Below are 16,834 nucleotides of genomic sequence, written 5' to 3' on the forward strand. Positions count from 1 at the left end.
CCTCCTTTTTATGTTATTAGGATTACTATAACACGGAAAATTATTCTTGCAAAGGGATTTTTTAAAAAATATTGGGAAAATATCCACCTTTTCTATCCACTTATCGAGAAATACCAAAAAGCCGTATTTGTAGTTTCCCGTTTCTGCAAATACGGCTTTTTATTTAAATTAGCTTTTAGCTGACGATTTTATAATACACCTTTGCCGTTAAGGAATACACAAGAGCATAAAGAACGGAAAATACAAGGAAACAAATGAGTGTACATACAGCAAACAGCGTAATGTTGGTGAGATTGAAACAAGATAAAATACGTGTGATAACGGGGAATGCAAATAGGATATGGATGCCGGCTGTTACAAGGGGGAGGAAAAATACAGTGAGAACTTGGGAATGAATAGATTTCTTTACTTCAGAATGGCTCATTCCCACTTTTTGCATAATTTCAAATCGATACTTATCGTCATAACCTTCGGAGATTTGCTTGTAGTAAATGATTAAAATGGTGGCCATCGTAAAGAGCAGCCCCAGGAAGATACCGATAAAGAAGAAGCCTCCGTACAGGGAGAACCCTTCCTCTCTTTCGACTGAACGGCAATTTATTTGCTGATAGGATGTATTTTCTGTCCGACTGTCAAGAAGTATCTCATAAAATGGAACAGCATCTTGCTCGGTATCAGCTATGTCGAAGGCGTAATAATCCTTTACCTGAGAGGAATTTTTGCCATAGACTGCCGCCTGCTGTTCACATAAGGATGTGATTACATCGGCATCTTTAACGACAATGAAATAACTACTGGCTACATTGGAGGCCATCATACCTTTAGCGGGGAAATCATCCAGGTTTTCTTTGATGGAATAGGTGGTATCGAAGAGGGTAAATTGATCATTTGGATAAGCATCGCGATTGTGGGCAAATAAGACTTCGTGATCCCCCAGTACCTGATCTTGTCCTGTAATTTTATTGTAATCATCCAATGTAAAGAAGAGAAGATTTCTAATCTTTTGATTGGAAGCACCCAGATAGTAATTTGAATCATCGAGAGAAAAAGTATCTCCAGATTCTATGGCAGCAAAGTTTAAATAACCGGTATAGTGAATCTCATTTTTTGGAGAAATCCCATTTTCATCCAAAATTCGCTTTGTCCATTGATAGACCTCCGAATCCACTTGAGCTGAGTCACGATACGAAGAGACTAAAATCTGCCTGGGATACATGTCGTCTACAATATCCCCCATACCGAGGAAAAGGGAAAGCGTTGTCGAGATCATGACTAAAATACAGGTGGATAAAATACAGATATTGGCAAGGCCCACTGCATTTTGCTTCATACGGTAGATCATGCCGGAGACCGACACAAAATGCTTTGTCTTGTAGTAATACTTTTTGTTCTTCCGCAGGGCTTTCAGTAAGGCAATGCTGCCGGCGGTAAAAAGGAAGTAAGTCCCGAAGATAACCAGGATCACAGCTACAAAGAAGAACATCAGAGCTGCGATAGGATCTTCAATCATCACCGATATATAATATCCTAGACCTAGGCAGGCAAGACCCAGGATGGTCATAATCCATTTTGTCTTTGGTTCTTTTTCGCCTATTTCTCCACCACGGAGCAATTCGATGGGTTTGGAGAGATGGATTTGCCGCAGGCTGTTGAGAAAGATTAGTAAAAAGATTCCTACAAACAGCAATATGGTATTGAGGAATGCCGTCGCTGAAAATTCAAAACCGAAGGTAGCCTCTTGTTTCAGCATATTTAGGAGGCCGAGATACAACAGTTTATCCAATAGTACGCCGAGGAGGAGGCCGACAGTTAAGCTGATGAGGATAATATAGATTGTCTCACATAGCACAACTCGGGAGATGTGTTTTTTCTCCATGCCAAGGATATTAAAGAGACCAAATTCCTTTTTGCGCCGTTTCATGAGAAAACTATTGGTGTAAAACAAGAAGATAACGGCAAAGATTCCGGTTACAATAGTACCTAGATTGAGAACTTCAGCGACGATAGCCCCGCCACGAAGATTTTTCAGTCCACTGTTTAGGGAAAGGGAACTGATCATGTAAAACATGGTGACCGTTCCAATGCAAGTGAGAAGATATGGGAGATAAGTCTTGCGGTTATTTTTAATGTTGGTAGCGGCCAGTTTCGGGTAGAAGAACTTACTCATTTCTAGCACCACCTGTTGCGATCATGGTGAGGGTATCAGAAATCTTTTGATACATCTCTTCTGAGGTATGGGCTCCTTTATAAATCTGATGGAAGACTTCGCCGTCCTTAATGAACAAGACGCGTTTAGCGCTGCTGGCAGCCTTGATGCTGTGAGTCACCATTAAGATGGTCTGTCCATCCTGATTAATTTTATCAAACAAACGCAGGAGACCGTCGGTTGCACGGGAGTCCAGGGCACCGGTAGGTTCGTCGGCCAGAATGAGCTGGGGTTCAGTGATAAGCGCCCGGGCGACAGCGGCACGCTGTTTCTGCCCGCCGGATACTTCGTAGGGATATTTGGACAAGATATCGGCAATTCCCAATTTATGAGCGATGGGTTGCAGACGTTTGTTCATCTCGTTATAGGACTTTCCTGAAAGCACCAAGGGGAGAAAAATATTATCCTGCAAAGAAAAGGTGTCCAGCAGATTGAAATCCTGAAAGACAAATCCTAAATTGTTACGGCGGAAGGCGGAAATCTCCTTCTCCTTCAGGGATACAATACTCTTGCCATTGAGCAGGACTTCCCCACTGGTGGGTTTATCCAGAGCGGCCAAGATGTTGAGCAATGTGGTTTTACCGGATCCAGATTCACCCATGATGGCGACGTATTCCCCGTCTTCCACGGAGAAGGAGACATTGGACAAGGCCTGCACATGATTGCCGCCAAATCGAGTGGTATAAACTTTTTTCAGATTTTTGACTTCTAAAATTGCCATAGTATTAAAACCTCCTTCGGTTTTCGTCCTGCTTAGTATAGCAAAAAAGGGAAATGTTCAGCCATAACTTTGGCTTACATTTCCCCCTCTAACCTTACAATTTTATAAGGTTTCCAACTCATCCAGGCCGATTTTAACGGTAGTCCCCCTCCCTACTGCGGATTCTATGGCAATGGTATGAGACAATTTTGTCAGAATTCGTTTGCAAAGGTAAAGGCCGATTCCGGATGCTCGTTTATCGGCCCGGCCATTGTATCCGGTAAATCCCTTTTCACAAACCCGTGGAAGATCCTCCTCAGCGATGCCGATACCGGTGTCAGAGATCAGCAGAGTCTTGCCCTCCATAGAGATGGTAATTTTGCCTTTGGAGGTGTACTTCAGAGCGTTGGACAAAATCTGTTCGATGACAAATACCAACCATTTTTCATCGGTTAACACCTGTTGATCCATAGGCTTTAAATCCAAACGGATCTTTTTGCGGATAAAAAGAGGAGCGTATTTACGAACCGCTTGTTTCACAATGCTTTCGATGGGATATTGGCGGATAACAAAATCGGTGGAATTGGAATCCAGTCTCAAGTAAGACAGCACCATTTCTACATATTGCTCGATCTTAAAGAGTTCGGATAAAAGTTCCTTATTGTTCGTATTTTCTTCAGTTTGCAATAAAAGACGCATGGCTGCAATCGGTGTTTTTATTTGATGGGCCCACATGGTATAATAATCAATCATATCGCTGGTGAGGTGATCGTATTCCGTGATACGACGGATCTTATCTTTGTGAACGGCGGAGATCAGATCCATATAATCCTGTTCAATCAGGTTATGCGGAAGCGGTATTTTTTCAATATCCACATCCACTTTATCCCGCATTTCGTAGAGGACCTTATGGCGTTTATAGTAATAGCAGAAGTCGACAATCCCCCAAATCAATCCGACTGAGAGACATAAGGCTGTAGCGTAAAGTACAGCTTCAGCATGCAGTTGATAAAAAGCGATAACAACGAAAAACAAAAGAGAAAAAATTGCAAAAAGAATTAACACTTTACACTTCTGTTTTATATATCCCCATAGGACAGCTTTAAACGTAATCTCTTCCATCTTCACTCCACCAGATATCCAATGCCTTTCTTTGTCTTGATAAAATCATCCAGACCAGCCTCTTTGAGCTTACGGCGCAGACGGGTGATGCTGACAGTCAAAGTGTTTTCATCAATAAAACTATCCGTTTTCCAGAGCTTGGTCATCAAGGTGTCCCGACTGACGGCTTTTCCCTTGTTCTCCAGCAAAGTCTGAAGGATCTTATAATCATTTTTTGTCAGATCGATTCGCTGACCCTGATAGGTTAAGGAAGCGTCGCTTGTATTGAGAATGGCTCCCTTGTGTTCCAAGAGATTGACTTGGCTGCCAAAGTCATAGGTGCGCCGTAAGATGGCCTGTACCTTGGCGGTCAATACCTCCAAATCGAATGGCTTGGCGATAAAGTCATCGCCTCCCATATTCATCGCCAGGACGATATTCATATTGTCCGAAGCGGAGGAGATAAAAAGGATAGGCACTTTGGAAACTTTGCGGATCTCATTGCACCAGTGATAACCATTATAAAAAGGCAGCGTGATATCAAGCAGTACCAGCTGAGGATCCAAAGCGATAAATTGAACCATTACATTTTGAAAGTCCGATACACATTGGGCCTCGTATCCCCAAGACGTCACCTGCTGCTGGATGGCATGTGCAATGACAGCATCATCCTCTACGATCAGGATTTTATACAAGATTCCATCGCCTCCTCGGTGATCTCTAACAATACTATTACTATAGCATAGTTTGACCCAAAAAGAAAAACCAAAGTCCAAAAAATCAGCCTCCTTCTCATTTTTGAAAAGGAGGCTGAGATATTCTTGATTATTATCCATTAAACAAGTCCCATCAAACGGACGCCTTGTGTCACAAGGAAGCACATCGCGATCCCCATAACAGTGAGGATCAAAAAAGCTGCTGCCGTCCATTTTAGACTTCCCGATTCCTTTTTAATGGTCCACAAGGTGGTGGCGCATGGGAAATGCAAAAGGGAGAACAGCATGACATTGACAGCCGTAAGCCACGTCCAACCGTTGTCTACAAATACTTGTTTGAGGGCGTCCATGCTGAGATCCATCAGATGGCCGTTGGCCAAGTACGCCATGGCGATGATTGGGATGACAATTTCATTGGCGGGGAGCCCTAAGATAAAGGCCAAGAGAATGACGCCGTCCATACCGATGGCCTGGCCGAAGGGATCTAAAAAGGAGGCGCAGTGACTTAGAATGGTGGCATCTCCGATGGTGACGTTTGCCATAATCCACAGGATAAGTCCCGCGGGAGCTGCTACTGTTACTGCACGCCCCAATACAAACAGGGTGCGGTCAAAGATGGAACGAACGATGACCTTCCCCACCTGTGGACGCCGATAAGGAGGAAGCTCTAAGGAAAAAGAGGACGGGACGCCCTTGAGAAGCGTTTTCGATAGAATTCTCGAAACCAGAAGAGTGAAGAGAACACCCAGCAAAATGACGCATACCACCCAGAAGGTGGAGACGAGGCTTCCTGCCCATCCGACTGCCATCCCACCTAAGAAGAGAGTGGATAGTGCAATGAGCGTTGGGAAGCGGCCATTACAAGGGACAAAGTTGTTGGTAAGCATAGCTACAAGGCGTTCTCGAGGAGAATCGATGATACGGCATCCTGTGACGCCGGCGGCATTGCAGCCGAATCCCATGCACATGGTAAGGGCCTGTTTCCCACAGGCGTTTGCATGCTTAAAGTAGCCGTCCAGATTAAAGGCGATACGGGGAAGATATCCGGAATCCTCCAGCAGTGTAAACAGCGGGAAAAAGATGGCCATAGGAGGAAGCATAACCGATACTACCCACGTCAAGGTACGATAGACCCCCAATACCAGGGCATCCCGCAGCCATTCAGATGCACCCATCCAGATAAGCCCGTTCATAATCTTATCTTCAAGCCAGGTGAAGAAGTCGGACAACATTTGAGATGGATAGTTTGCGCCGGTGATGGTCAACCAGAAAATCAGCGCCATAAACAGGATCATCAATGGGATGCCAAATCGTTTGGATGTGACAATGCGGTCGATGCGGCGTGTGGCCCGGTGTGGTTCCTTTCGAAGAAATTTGACCACATGGGAAGAAATCCCCTCTGCCCTATGTACCAGTGCAGAGACAATCTCACTTCGAAAATCTCGGGACTCTTCTCCTAAGCCTTCTCTAGCCTTCTCCAGCGCTTCTTTTATGGGAGGGGCGTTATCGTAGTCAATGCCGTCATGTTGTGTCAGCCAGGATACAACGCCAGGTTCACCATCCAGCAATTTGATGGCCCGGAACCGGGATCCAGCGACAGGTTCTACTTGACTAATGGCCTTCTCAATGGAAGGAGGATAAATAGGACGATATGCACTTTGGGGAGGTGCTTCCACCGTATTTTCCACTTCGTGCATTAAAGTATCCAACCCCTTGCCGGATCGGGCGCTGGCCCCTACAACGGGGATCCCTAACTGATTGGAAAGCTCTTCTAGATCAATGGATACTCCCTTTTTCTTAGCTTCATCCATCATGTTGACGCATAAAATAACCCGATCGGTCATCTCTAGAATCTGAAGGACTAGATTTAGATTTCGTTCCAGATTCAGGGCATCGGTCACAGTGATAACGGCATCAGCGCCGCCAAAACAGATGAAATCCCTAGCGACTTCCTCCTCCACGGAGCTGGACAACAAAGAATATGTACCAGGGAGGTCCACCAATTGGTAGACCCTCCCTCCAAATGAGACTTCACCCTGAGCATGTTCTACCGTCTTACCAGGCCAGTTGCCGGTGTGCTGATGCATGCCGGTCAGCTCGTTAAAGACAGTACTTTTACCCACATTGGGATTGCCGGCTAATGCAATTACATAATCAGCCGATCCCTTGGATGCATTTATCTCCATAAGCTGGCCCCGCTTACATAGGACCGGGTTGGAACAACTTCTTCCACCGGTTCACATTCCACGAGAATCTGGCTGGACTGTTCTTTTCTCAGCGCAATGACCGATCCCCTCACCTCATAAGCCACAGGATCTCCAGAGGGACTATGCAAAATAGCTTTGACTGGGGTACCTTCGATAAATCCCAGATCCAGCATACGTCTTTGCCAGTTGCCGCATTCGTGGATGTCATGTACAATGCCGCTTTGCCCGATCCGTAGGTCACACAGCGGCACACAATTGGTTTGCATTGGTTCATTACCTCCCGATTTGGGGTATATGTATCATAGTCACACATACGCCGTTATTGCTTCTATTTTGTTTAGGAGGAAGCTTCCCATTTTAGCCTGGGGAAAATTCACTTCCACGACTAATATATGACGACTAATTTCGCCTTGTGCTGAATAAGCATGGGAGAGATAGAACGCCTAAAAAGGAGGCATAATATGAGCAGTGTCAATCAATTTTATACCGTGCGTGGTTATCAGCTCCAGGACAAAGGACGACAGGTAACCGAAGCGATGGAAGATTATATGGAGATGATCGTCAGGCTTTGTGAACAACAGCCATCGGTCCACGTGGGAGAAATTGCGAAGCAGCTGCACATTGCAGGATCATCGGTAACTAAAATGGCACGCAAGATGTCAAGCTTAGGATTGGTAAATTATCAAAAGCATGGGGCAGTATCCCCCACCGACCAAGGGAGAGCACTTGGACAATATTTTCTAGTACGTCATCAGCAAATCGAGACGTTTTTACAAAATATTGGCGTCACTGAGGATCTGCTCCGTCAAACCGAGCTCATTGAGCATCAAATTACTCCCCACACATTAGAGGTCATTTCTGATTTTAACCGGTTGATTGTCCAGCATCCGGATTGGCGAGATATTCTGCAAAACAAAGAAACAGAATAAAAAGAACCCTCTCGACTCTGAATTTCCTACAGAGCCGAGAGGGTTCTTTTTATATTTGAAGTGATTAAAACATGTCTTTTTTATAAAGGGCAAACCCAGTGATCGCCACCGCAGCCAGAGACAAAGCGATAGGAAACCATATGTTAGACGCAAAGGGAAGCCCGTCTACATTCATACCATAGAAGCTGAAGATAATAGTAGGGATGGCCATAACAATTGTAATAGAGGTTAACACCTTCATCACAATGTTCAAGTTGTTGGAGATGACCGATGCAAAAGCATCCATGGTACCGGAAAGGATATTCAAATAAATATTGGACATCTCAATGGCCTGCTTGATTTCAATCAGGCAATCTTCCAAAAGATCCTGGTCCTCTTCGTAGAGCTTGAGATACCGGCCGCGCATCAATTTTTCCATAGTGATTTCGTCGGCTTTTAACGAGGTAGAAAAATATACCAGAGATTTCTCCAGCTCTAAAAGCTGGATCAACTCTTTGTTTCGCATGGACTTACGCAGTTGGGTCTCCACATGATGCTGCATCTTGTCGATTTGCTTTAAGTACTGGAGATACCGTAAAGACATACGCAACATGATGTGCAAAACAAACTGTGTTTTTAAAGCGGTATGAGCGTTTTTTACCATTCCCTGTGCCAATTCGTTGAGGACAGAATTCTCATACAGACAAATGGTAAGCACATGCCGAGGCGTTACTAAAATGCCGATAGGCATGGTGCTGTAGACCTGAGGATCTCCTTCCTTGGCCTCTGAAACCGGGACGTCCAAGATGATTAAGGTTGTCCCCTCTTCGGTTTCGATACGGGAAGATTCCTCTTCATCCAGTGCGGCACGGACAAACTCCGGTTCCACCTCAAAATCGCGGACCAGACGTTCGATCTCCTGCTCAGTAGGATCAATCACATTGATCCAGCAGCCTTCCTCACACTCACTGATGCTGTGGATATGGCCATTGGTGCTTTTGTAAAAATTGATCATGGCGCAACCTCCTATATAGGCGCGCCAATATTAGGACATAGCGCGCCCTGATTTAACGAAGAAATAAAAACAAAAAAATAACCTAGGACTGCCAGGGTCAGAGCTCACTATATCCACCTCCTGAAAATCAAAATGTCATACTACCAGATGATAAAATTATAGCACAAAATATTTAGATTTCAAGAGCTACAGTTCCAAAAAATCAATGCGGATCAAATAGACAGCTGCTAATCTAAAAATTTCGCTTAAAACGGCTTTAAATGAACTTTAAAACTTGGATTTTTCCATCTTTTCATTTTGCTTTTTAGAGGTGTTGGATGTATAAATATCTATTTTTATAAGATTCATATTTTGTAGATTATTTGCTGGAAATGTTGTAAGCATCGGTGTACAAGGGGTACAAACGAGATAAAATAGAAATGAGGGGCGATAGAGCGGAAATGTCAGATTTTCCACTCTATCTGAACACGGTCGCTGGTGGCCTTGATTGTAGAAATCAAGCCATCGGCGGCTTTTCTTTTGTCGTCAAAATCTATGCTCTCCCAGTTGTCGAGATAATAGGACAGTTTCTTTATCTGCTGGGGCGATATGGTTTCAACGCTCAAATCGGCTATTGCTTTTGAAATGGTCTGACGGCGGGTGTCCAGTTCTTCGATTTTCTTGTTGGCGTAAGCAAGCAAGGTCGCATTGGCTCCTGTCAGCGTGTCCAGCAGTTTTTCAATTTCTGCCTCCACCTGTGCCAGCTCTACTTGATAGGCTGTCAGCTTCGGATTGACCTTTTCCTCTTGGCCGTGGAGTATCTGAAAATCTTTGAATTTCTCCTGCATGGCCGAGAAAATGAATTGCTCAAATTCTTCTTTGCGGATTTTCCCGCAGCCCGGACAACCTTTGTTTTCCGTCCGTTTGGTACAGCGGAAATAGCCTGTGCTGTTTGGTACATGAGTGGCTTTCAGCGCATACCCACAATGCCCGCATTTGATTTTTCCGGCCAGCCAAGTGTTTTTCGGTTTCCGCCCCTGCTGGAAGGTGGTATTTGCCATGAGTTTTTTCCGGCATTTCAGCCATGTGTCAGAGGGGATCAATGCTTCATGTGGAGCAATAACAAGTATCTGGTCTTTTAGGCACCTGTCTTTGTCCTCCTTCACATCCCGCCCCTGATAGAGATAGCAGCCGTTTGTTCCGGCAAAATCGGAAGCGTCATTGACAATCGCCGCGCCCTGGCTCTTGAAAAATTCGTACAGTTCCAAGTCGGCCTGTGCGTAAACAGGGTTCCGTAAAAGCTGGGAAAGGAAACTCCGAACCATTGACTTTTCGTAAATCTTGATACCCTGTTCTTCAAAGTAGCGGGTAATGTCTCCGAAAGAGGTTTCCGGCTCGGCGTACATCTCAAACATCAGCCGTACATGGTCGGCGGCTACGGGGTCGGCAACCATCTTTTTTGTACGGATACCCTCTACCACGGTGGGCTCCAACTGATAGCCGTATGGAGCCTGTCCGCTCATGTGAAAGCCTTTCAGGCACCGGGAATAGTAGGCGTCCGTGACGCGCTTCTGGATTGTCTCACGTTCAAGCTGGGCGAATACAATGCAGATATTCAGCATAGCCCGTCCCATCGGGGTCGAGGTATCAAACTTTTCCGTGGATGATACAAACTCTACATCGTACTCTTGAAACAGCTCCATCATATTTGCAAAGTCCAGAATAGAGCGGCTTATTCGGTCCAGCTTGTACACGATGACCCGCCGAACCTTTCCCTTGCGGATCTCGCCCAGCAGCTTTTGAAACTCCGGCCTGTCGGTATTCTTGCCGGAATAGCCTTTGTCCTTAAATACCCGGCAGCTCCCACCTTTCAATTCATACTTGCAGAAGTCAATCTGACTTTCAATGCTGATACTGTCCTTGCGGTCTACTGACTGTCTCGCATAAATGCAATCTTCTCTGATAAATTCCATATTGGGCTCCTTTCCTTGTTGGAATGGAGCTACCAACCTTACAACTATATTATACTATCAGCAGCCCCGGACAACAATGTTGCGAATGGTTAGTGAAATCTGTCCCCGTACTTACTGAACACATCGTAAAGACGGCGTTCAATTTCTTTTTTGCGCTGTTCCTTCTCCTTCGGGGAAAGTACCGGCGTGAGGCTTTCCAGCACAATGGTTTTCCCTTGAAAGGGTACAGACTTTGTTTCTCGTTGATATGTGACGGCCTGTGTCATTGAAAACCTCCTTTTCAGAATGGGTGTACTTGCCAGCGTTTCCCTCTTGTCCTGTGGGGAAATGTCAAAAGACGGCACCCGCAGGTGCCGCCCTTTGAGCTTTCTCCACTTCGGGCCGATGTGGCCCGAGGTCAGTACGGACTGGAGTGGAACTTCTGTTTGGCGTCCTCCACACTGTTGAGATCAAAGACTTCATAAAGCTGTCCCACAACACGACGAATATCCTTCTTTGAAAAGCCGCAGTCCTCCATTGCCATGATGACATAGCCGCGGCAGGCGTCGTTGCTCCATTCATCCGGCTCAAAACCGGGAAACATCCCAAACGCATTTTCCATAAGAAACTCCTTTGAGAAAAAAGATGGGGAGCCCCGCCGGATTGGTTGGCCTATCATCAGACAGCATTGCCAGAGGGCTCCCCACAGGTTTTTACTACATTACAGACACACCGGACGGACATAGGCTTTCTGCCCCATAGTATTTCAACTCTCCCCATTCTGATGGCAAGGCGTTCTCATTGCCTGCGACGGCTCACGGCTTGCAAGGCCGCTTCAACGCTCGGACTGTGACTAAACGCAAGTATCCGGGTTATGTGCCTGTTCCGGTGGAGCCAGCCTTGCCCCACCTATGGCATGAGCCTGATCGCTCGCCCTGTTTTATAGAGACTGTATTCTCCAAAAGCAGAGGTCGTGGCGGGCCTGTCACACAGCGCATTTCCCTTCGTATCCGGGTGCCTTTTTATTCAGTTTTCGATTTGCATGAGGGCTTGTCAGAACCTCGGGCCACCTTGACCCGAAGTGTTTTGCCTCTCATAAGCCATTTCATTTTTTGGCCTAAATCGGTACACTTCACAAAGATTTTTTCAAAATTTTTTCCAAGTGCCGCAGCCCTCGCTCGATTGCTACACGGACTACTTTCTCATGCACCCCTTCTGCCCGGGCAATATCCTGTTTCGTCATGCCAAGAATAAAGTGGGCGTAAATCCGTTTTGCCTGTTTATCTGGCAGGCTGGCAATAGCAGCGTGAAGTTCCTGCATGGTAACTTTCCGCTCGTACAGTTCATGGGGCGAAAGTGCGACAAAGACAGCCTCATGCTCCAGCCCATCATCCCGATCAAGGGAATAGTAGGCTTTATGGCGGTATGTACGCAGCCGGTAAGCAGCCTCCTTGCGGTCAAATTCTTTGAACATTTCAGCAACTTCGTCCGATACTTCCATGAAGCAATCCGATGTATAAAACGGGTAGTAGTCCCGCAGATTGATAATAGCCATATTGACCTCCGTTTCGGTTGGTGGTTGACGAGTGACCGAAACGAAGGCGGCGGGGAGCGGCACCGGGGAATGACTTCGGGCCAACATGGCCCGAAGCAGTCCCATAAGAACGCAAAAGCGCCCGGGCGGCACAAGGCCACTCGGACGCATGAAATAATATATTCATTTATGTGCTGCCAAATTTCATGTCTGCCGTCGAACTGATCCTGTTGCGCTGGCAGACTTTTTTTGACAGGTTAGGTGGGTGGAAGATGAAAAAGGACACGACGATACCTCCCGAACACCGCCGTATCCTTAAAAAAGGGCGACTTTAACACACCCCCCGTATTCTCATTTTTCAAAAAGAAAACGGCGGCTTGAAATTGCTATTTCAAAACCGCCGCAAGGCCGCAATATTTCGTTTAGGCGCATGGAAGCTCAGCCGCCAAAACAACGGTTTTTTTATTATCCCGTTGGGCGGTCAACCTTAAACAAAAAATCAGATTAGAGAATCATTTTCAACATAATGTCCTTTGGTAATAAAGCCTTCCGGCATCTTCTTTCCATCGACAACAATGCGAGTGAATAAGATTGGTAGTCCTGCCGATATTTCAAAACTCTTTCCGTATTGGATTTGAAAGTGGATGTGCGGTTCGCTCGTATTGCCGCTATTCCCACACTTGGCAATTACTTGGCCTCTGCTGACTCGATCTCCTTTTTGTACGCATGGACTGTTCGGGAGAAGGTGTGCTATCATACTGTATTCATGTTTGCTGTGGCGAATAATGATATGGTTTCCTCTCACATCCGAAGCGGCGCAATCAGCCTCTCCCTCTGCAACGATTGGAGTATTCGGAAAGTGGCTTACCACAGAGATGACAACGCCATCTGCCGGAGCCAAAACATCTTTTGCATAACAGAAGTAGTTCTCTAATTTCTCTCTTTCACCCACAAAAGTAGTATCCTCGCTGTTCTTCATAAAAAAGTCGTAAGCATATCGCTGGGATGGAAGAAGCCAAGAATGGGAACTTTCTCTGTCAATTCCACCATTTACCACAAACCACTTTCCGTTAAACGGAAGCGAGTAATGTACTTGTGGCTTGTATGAATTTTTATCTGGGAGATGGAAGCCGTGTCTTATATGTGCAATAAGTATCCCAGCGAGCATCCATAAATTTTGACCGAGAAATATTAAATTTGATATGTCGTTGCGTGCGGGCGAAAATACACTTGCAAAGCCACACAATCCGAACAAGAAGAATAGAGTTAAGTACGGGTTATCCAGAAAAACGCCTATAAAACCAATCCAAAACAACCATTGTAATTTTGAAATAAATTTAAGCATAGTTACCTCCCCAAATATTCGCCGTAACGCTGTAAGAGCGAGTGAAATTCGGGGCTTTCCTTTAAGAAAGATGTTTCATCGTCCAATTCCAATTTCAACTGCTCAATCATTGATGATAAAAGTTGCCGGGGCAGATTGTCCATGTTGCTGTCGGATAAATTCAAATGCTTGTATAAAGGATTTGGCGAAATGTTTGAACTTTTTTCCATAGAAGCAAGGAGCGATGACAGTATTTTTGTGCAGCACTCAGCATCCTTTTTATTTATTGCACATTCGAGTTTAGCCGTATATGCGGTACATTCTAAAATACCAAACTGTTTCGCTATCTGTTCTTGAATACAAGCCAACTTCTCGGCATCATCCCCTCGGCTTTCAGATAAAGCAACCTGAGTTAAAGTTATTAGTATAGATTCTAATTCAACTCCAATTTCCAACATTCGACGCTCTAATAAAACACACGCTGGTTCGTATTCCTTTTTACGCTGGTGCAGGTGAGCCATCATTAACTTTGTATCAGCAGGATAATCCCTTAACAATGCGGCTGCTTTGTCATATTCCTCTTTTTCACAGTACAAATAAAACAGGAAAGAATTTGCTTCCTTTTTTATTTCAATGTTTTCGCTATTGCGTATCCTAAAATACAGTTTAGCAAGTTCTTCACGATATTTGTTTTGGTTCTCCACTGACTGTAATCCTAAAGAGGGTTGTAAAAAAACACCCAGAGAATAAATCAAATTTTCACACGTCGGAAATGCTCTGATCTGCTCCAAAGCAAATTGGAAGCCTTTTTCAAACCCATCATTTTGGATTATAGATTGGACTTTCAGAACAACATTGTTAATCTCAATCTCGGACATTTCCTCGTTGAAAGACATAAGAGTGTTCAGATCTGTTCTTAATAACCTTGCTAATGCTGGGAGGAGCATAATATCCGGATAGGTTGTTCCATTCTCCCATTTACTGACCGCAGGTATCGAAACCCCTAAATACTCTGCAACGTTTTCTTGTGTTAATCCTAATTGCTTTCGCTTTTCTCTAATAATTTGACTAATTTTCATGTTGCCCTCCGTCTATATTCAGAGTATCACAGTTAATATATCCTGCACAATTACTCGTTTGTTTAATTATAACGCAAAAACATTAACTTGCAAGAAACTGAATTAAAATAGCCTATCACATCAAATTGTATTACATTCTCATAATTCAACCCGAAATGTAAAATGATATAGGGTGATATGAGAATGAACCAAGACGAAAGAAGGTTTGACTTTCACGGGCTCGGGCTGGCTCTGAAACAGGCCAGAGAGGAAAAGGGCTGGACGCAAGCCTATGTGGCGGAGTTGGTCGGCAAGACTGACCGCACCATTATGAACATTGAGAACAAAGGCCAGCACCCCAGCTTCAACCTGTTTTTCAAACTCGTCACTCTGTTCGACATTTCCGTAGATCAGTTTTTCTATACAGAAGGTCAGCGTGGAGAGAACAGTTGCAGAAAGCATATTGATGTGCTTTTAAGCTCGATGAATGAGAAAGAGCTTGTTGTCATGGAGGCCACAGCCGAAGGGCTCAAGAAAGCCAGAGAAACGGAGGTTCGGGAGTAAGAGCCTCCGTTTTTTCATGCCATTTTGGGGCTGCCGCTAAGTGGCAAGCAATGCCTCCGTGGCCACAAAGGCCCGGACGCTGCTTGTTGGGGCTCGCCCCAAACCCGTATCTTCGGGCCAACATGGCCCGAAGTATTTGCGTCGCTTTGCTCCTTGTTTTCATAACCTCAACGCTCCTTTTCCTGCTTTCTGCCCGGCTCGGTGTAGCCCAGCAGAGTATCAATATTTGCCTTGATGGTGACGATCTCCTGCATATCCCGGCGCGCCTTTTGGTACTCACCATAGAGGCGTTTTTTCTTTGCCGTCAGCTTGCGGCCTTCCTCCTTCAGCACATCCATTTTCGGGAGCTTCGCCCCGCCCAGCAGACGGCGCATTTCCGCCTGTGCCGCCCGGTACAGTTCAATATCGGCCTCATGCTCCGCAAGGAATTTCCGGCTGTACTTGGCAGCCTTGTACTGCTCAAAGACCGGGCGTGTTTTGGCATACTGAACCGTTGCGGCCTTTAACCCGGCATTGGTTTTCATGGCCTGCTCCGTCTGCTTGATCTGCTCGGAAAGCGCATGGAAATGGTCGGTTGCCTCGGTGGCTTTCTGCGCCAACTGCTCATAATCAGTCAGGCCGTTGTCCTGTATATAGGCGAGGGCGGCGGCCATCTGCTTGATGTTGAACACCTTCGCCCACCGCTCGTAGCCCGGTCCCTTACCGGCAGCCAGCTTTGCTTGAATATCCACCGCCAGACTAATTTTTTGCTCCGGGCGTCCGGGGCGTTTTTCTTTGCCCTCAATGGCGGCAAGAACATCTTTCAGATCGTAGCCGTCCCCCAGCGTAGAGGCCCGCAGACGGGTAAAGCGTTCCTGCCCCTGGCCGGTCAGCCGGAAGCTGATACCACCGCCCCGAACCTTCTTGACTTCATATCCGGCCCGCTTCATCAGGCCGAGAAATTCGTCCAGATCGGCGGGGTGCTCCGCCAGCGCAGTATCAATGGCAAGGCGCAGCCGGTCCTGATACGAAAGCGGCCCTTTCCGTTCTTTCTGCCACTCCCCATAGTTCCGGTATTTTCCCTTGCTCCGGGGCTTCGGGTTCTCTACAATAGACAGCCCGTTTTCAAGGCACAGTCTGTCGGAGAGCCGCCGGAGGGCGAAGCTGGAGCCCCAGAAGTTTCGGAATTTCCGAGTACAGTCAAGGGTGGTGGAGTTGTAATATATATGACAATGGATGTGCTGCTTGTCGGTATGCGTGGTAACGATAAAAGCGTGCCGCCCCTTCGTCCAGCGCATAGCCAGCTCATAGCCGATACGGTTCGCCTCCTTCGGTGTGATCTCCCCCGGATAGAAGGATTGTCGTATCTGATAGCACAGCACATCATTGGCCTTTTTCTGTTCCCGGCCTGTCATGGCGGCATAGCTGGCTTTCGCCAAAAGAAACTCGTCCGCCACGGTGGCAGGGTCGCACTCATAAGCGGAGATATACTTTCCGCTTTCTGTTTTTTCCGGGTTTTTGCCATAGTCCAGACAATCCCGGATGGCCTCGGCAATCGTTTCGCCTTCGCCCGCATGGCGCTGCAACAAAG

At 46.0% G+C, this 16,834-nt stretch carries 16 protein-coding genes; 2 read left to right on the plus strand and 14 right to left on the minus strand.

All coding sequences use genetic code 11. The features are described from left to right. Positions 1-175: 175 nt before the first annotated feature. From C12CBH8_RS05320 to C12CBH8_RS05345, 6 genes are all read right to left on the minus strand, one after another. Positions 176-2,167: an FtsX-like permease family protein gene (locus tag C12CBH8_RS05320; RefSeq protein WP_215533710.1), complete on the minus strand. Its 1,992-nt coding sequence runs from the start codon at positions 2,165-2,167 to the stop codon at positions 176-178. Then, positions 2,160-2,927, minus strand: coding sequence for an ABC transporter ATP-binding protein (locus tag C12CBH8_RS05325; protein WP_090263344.1), 768 nt, complete (start codon positions 2,925-2,927; stop codon positions 2,160-2,162). Before C12CBH8_RS05325 ends, C12CBH8_RS05320 begins: the two co-directional genes overlap by 8 nt. Before the next feature lie 102 nt (positions 2,928-3,029). Beyond that, entirely contained in the window at positions 3,030-4,028 is a 999-nt protein-coding gene (locus C12CBH8_RS05330) for a sensor histidine kinase (RefSeq protein WP_215533711.1), read from the minus strand. Between the two features lie 2 nt (positions 4,029-4,030). Further along, positions 4,031-4,702 (minus strand): response regulator transcription factor, encoded by a 672-nt coding sequence (locus C12CBH8_RS05335; protein ID WP_090263678.1) that lies wholly within the window; start codon positions 4,700-4,702, stop codon positions 4,031-4,033. 140 nt (positions 4,703-4,842) lie between these two features. Continuing rightward, a complete protein-coding gene (gene feoB / locus C12CBH8_RS05340) occupies positions 4,843-6,909 on the minus strand; it encodes a ferrous iron transport protein B (RefSeq protein ID WP_215533713.1) in 2,067 nt (688 codons plus the stop codon). After that, a complete protein-coding gene (locus C12CBH8_RS05345; protein WP_090263338.1) occupies positions 6,900-7,196 on the minus strand; it encodes a FeoA family protein in 297 nt (98 codons plus the stop codon). Before C12CBH8_RS05345 ends, feoB begins: the two co-directional genes overlap by 10 nt. A gap of 195 nt (positions 7,197-7,391) precedes the next feature. Between C12CBH8_RS05345 and C12CBH8_RS05350 the strand changes: the two genes are divergently transcribed. Beyond that, positions 7,392-7,859, plus strand: a complete 468-nt coding sequence (locus tag C12CBH8_RS05350) for a metal-dependent transcriptional regulator (RefSeq protein ID WP_171846191.1) — start codon at positions 7,392-7,394, stop codon at positions 7,857-7,859. Positions 7,860-7,923: 64 nt separating this feature from the next. Here the strand turns inward: C12CBH8_RS05350 and C12CBH8_RS05355 are convergent, their stop codons facing one another. The 7 genes from C12CBH8_RS05355 to C12CBH8_RS05385 all read right to left on the minus strand — a co-directional run bounded on the left by C12CBH8_RS05355 (position 7,924) and on the right by C12CBH8_RS05385 (position 14,721). Next, positions 7,924-8,853 (minus strand): magnesium transporter CorA family protein, encoded by a 930-nt coding sequence (locus C12CBH8_RS05355; RefSeq protein WP_090263335.1) that lies wholly within the window; start codon positions 8,851-8,853, stop codon positions 7,924-7,926. A 443-nt stretch (positions 8,854-9,296) separates the two neighbouring features. Next, on the minus strand, positions 9,297-10,805 hold the full coding sequence (locus C12CBH8_RS05360; RefSeq protein ID WP_021419833.1) for a recombinase family protein: 1,509 nt from the start codon (positions 10,803-10,805) through the stop codon (positions 9,297-9,299). An 89-nt stretch (positions 10,806-10,894) separates the two neighbouring features. Beyond that, complete coding sequence (locus C12CBH8_RS05365) at positions 10,895-11,071, minus strand: hypothetical protein (RefSeq protein ID WP_166435075.1); 177 nt, start codon at positions 11,069-11,071, stop codon at positions 10,895-10,897. Positions 11,072-11,202: 131 nt separating this feature from the next. After that, complete coding sequence (locus C12CBH8_RS05370; protein ID WP_021419835.1) at positions 11,203-11,406, minus strand: hypothetical protein; 204 nt, start codon at positions 11,404-11,406, stop codon at positions 11,203-11,205. Positions 11,407-11,916: 510 nt separating this feature from the next. Continuing rightward, a complete protein-coding gene (locus C12CBH8_RS05375; protein WP_154465486.1) occupies positions 11,917-12,339 on the minus strand; it encodes an RNA polymerase sigma factor in 423 nt (140 codons plus the stop codon). Positions 12,340-12,817: 478 nt separating this feature from the next. Continuing rightward, positions 12,818-13,663, minus strand: a complete 846-nt coding sequence (locus C12CBH8_RS05380; RefSeq protein WP_215533714.1) for a M23 family metallopeptidase — start codon at positions 13,661-13,663, stop codon at positions 12,818-12,820. 2 nt (positions 13,664-13,665) lie between these two features. Then, a complete protein-coding gene (locus tag C12CBH8_RS05385; RefSeq protein ID WP_215533715.1) occupies positions 13,666-14,721 on the minus strand; it encodes a helix-turn-helix domain-containing protein in 1,056 nt (351 codons plus the stop codon). Between the two features lie 177 nt (positions 14,722-14,898). On the opposite strand from C12CBH8_RS05385, the gene C12CBH8_RS05390 reads away from it, so the two are divergent. Next, positions 14,899-15,264: a helix-turn-helix domain-containing protein gene (locus C12CBH8_RS05390; RefSeq protein WP_215533716.1), complete on the plus strand. Its 366-nt coding sequence runs from the start codon at positions 14,899-14,901 to the stop codon at positions 15,262-15,264. 167 nt (positions 15,265-15,431) lie between these two features. Here the strand turns inward: C12CBH8_RS05390 and C12CBH8_RS05395 are convergent, their stop codons facing one another. After that, complete coding sequence (locus tag C12CBH8_RS05395) at positions 15,432-16,832, minus strand: relaxase/mobilization nuclease domain-containing protein (RefSeq protein WP_425503800.1); 1,401 nt, start codon at positions 16,830-16,832, stop codon at positions 15,432-15,434. Between the last annotated feature and the right edge of the window lie 2 nt (positions 16,833-16,834).

The sequence above is a fragment of the Solibaculum mannosilyticum genome (assembly GCF_015140235.1).
GTDB lineage: Bacteria > Bacillota > Clostridia > Oscillospirales > Acutalibacteraceae > Solibaculum > Solibaculum mannosilyticum.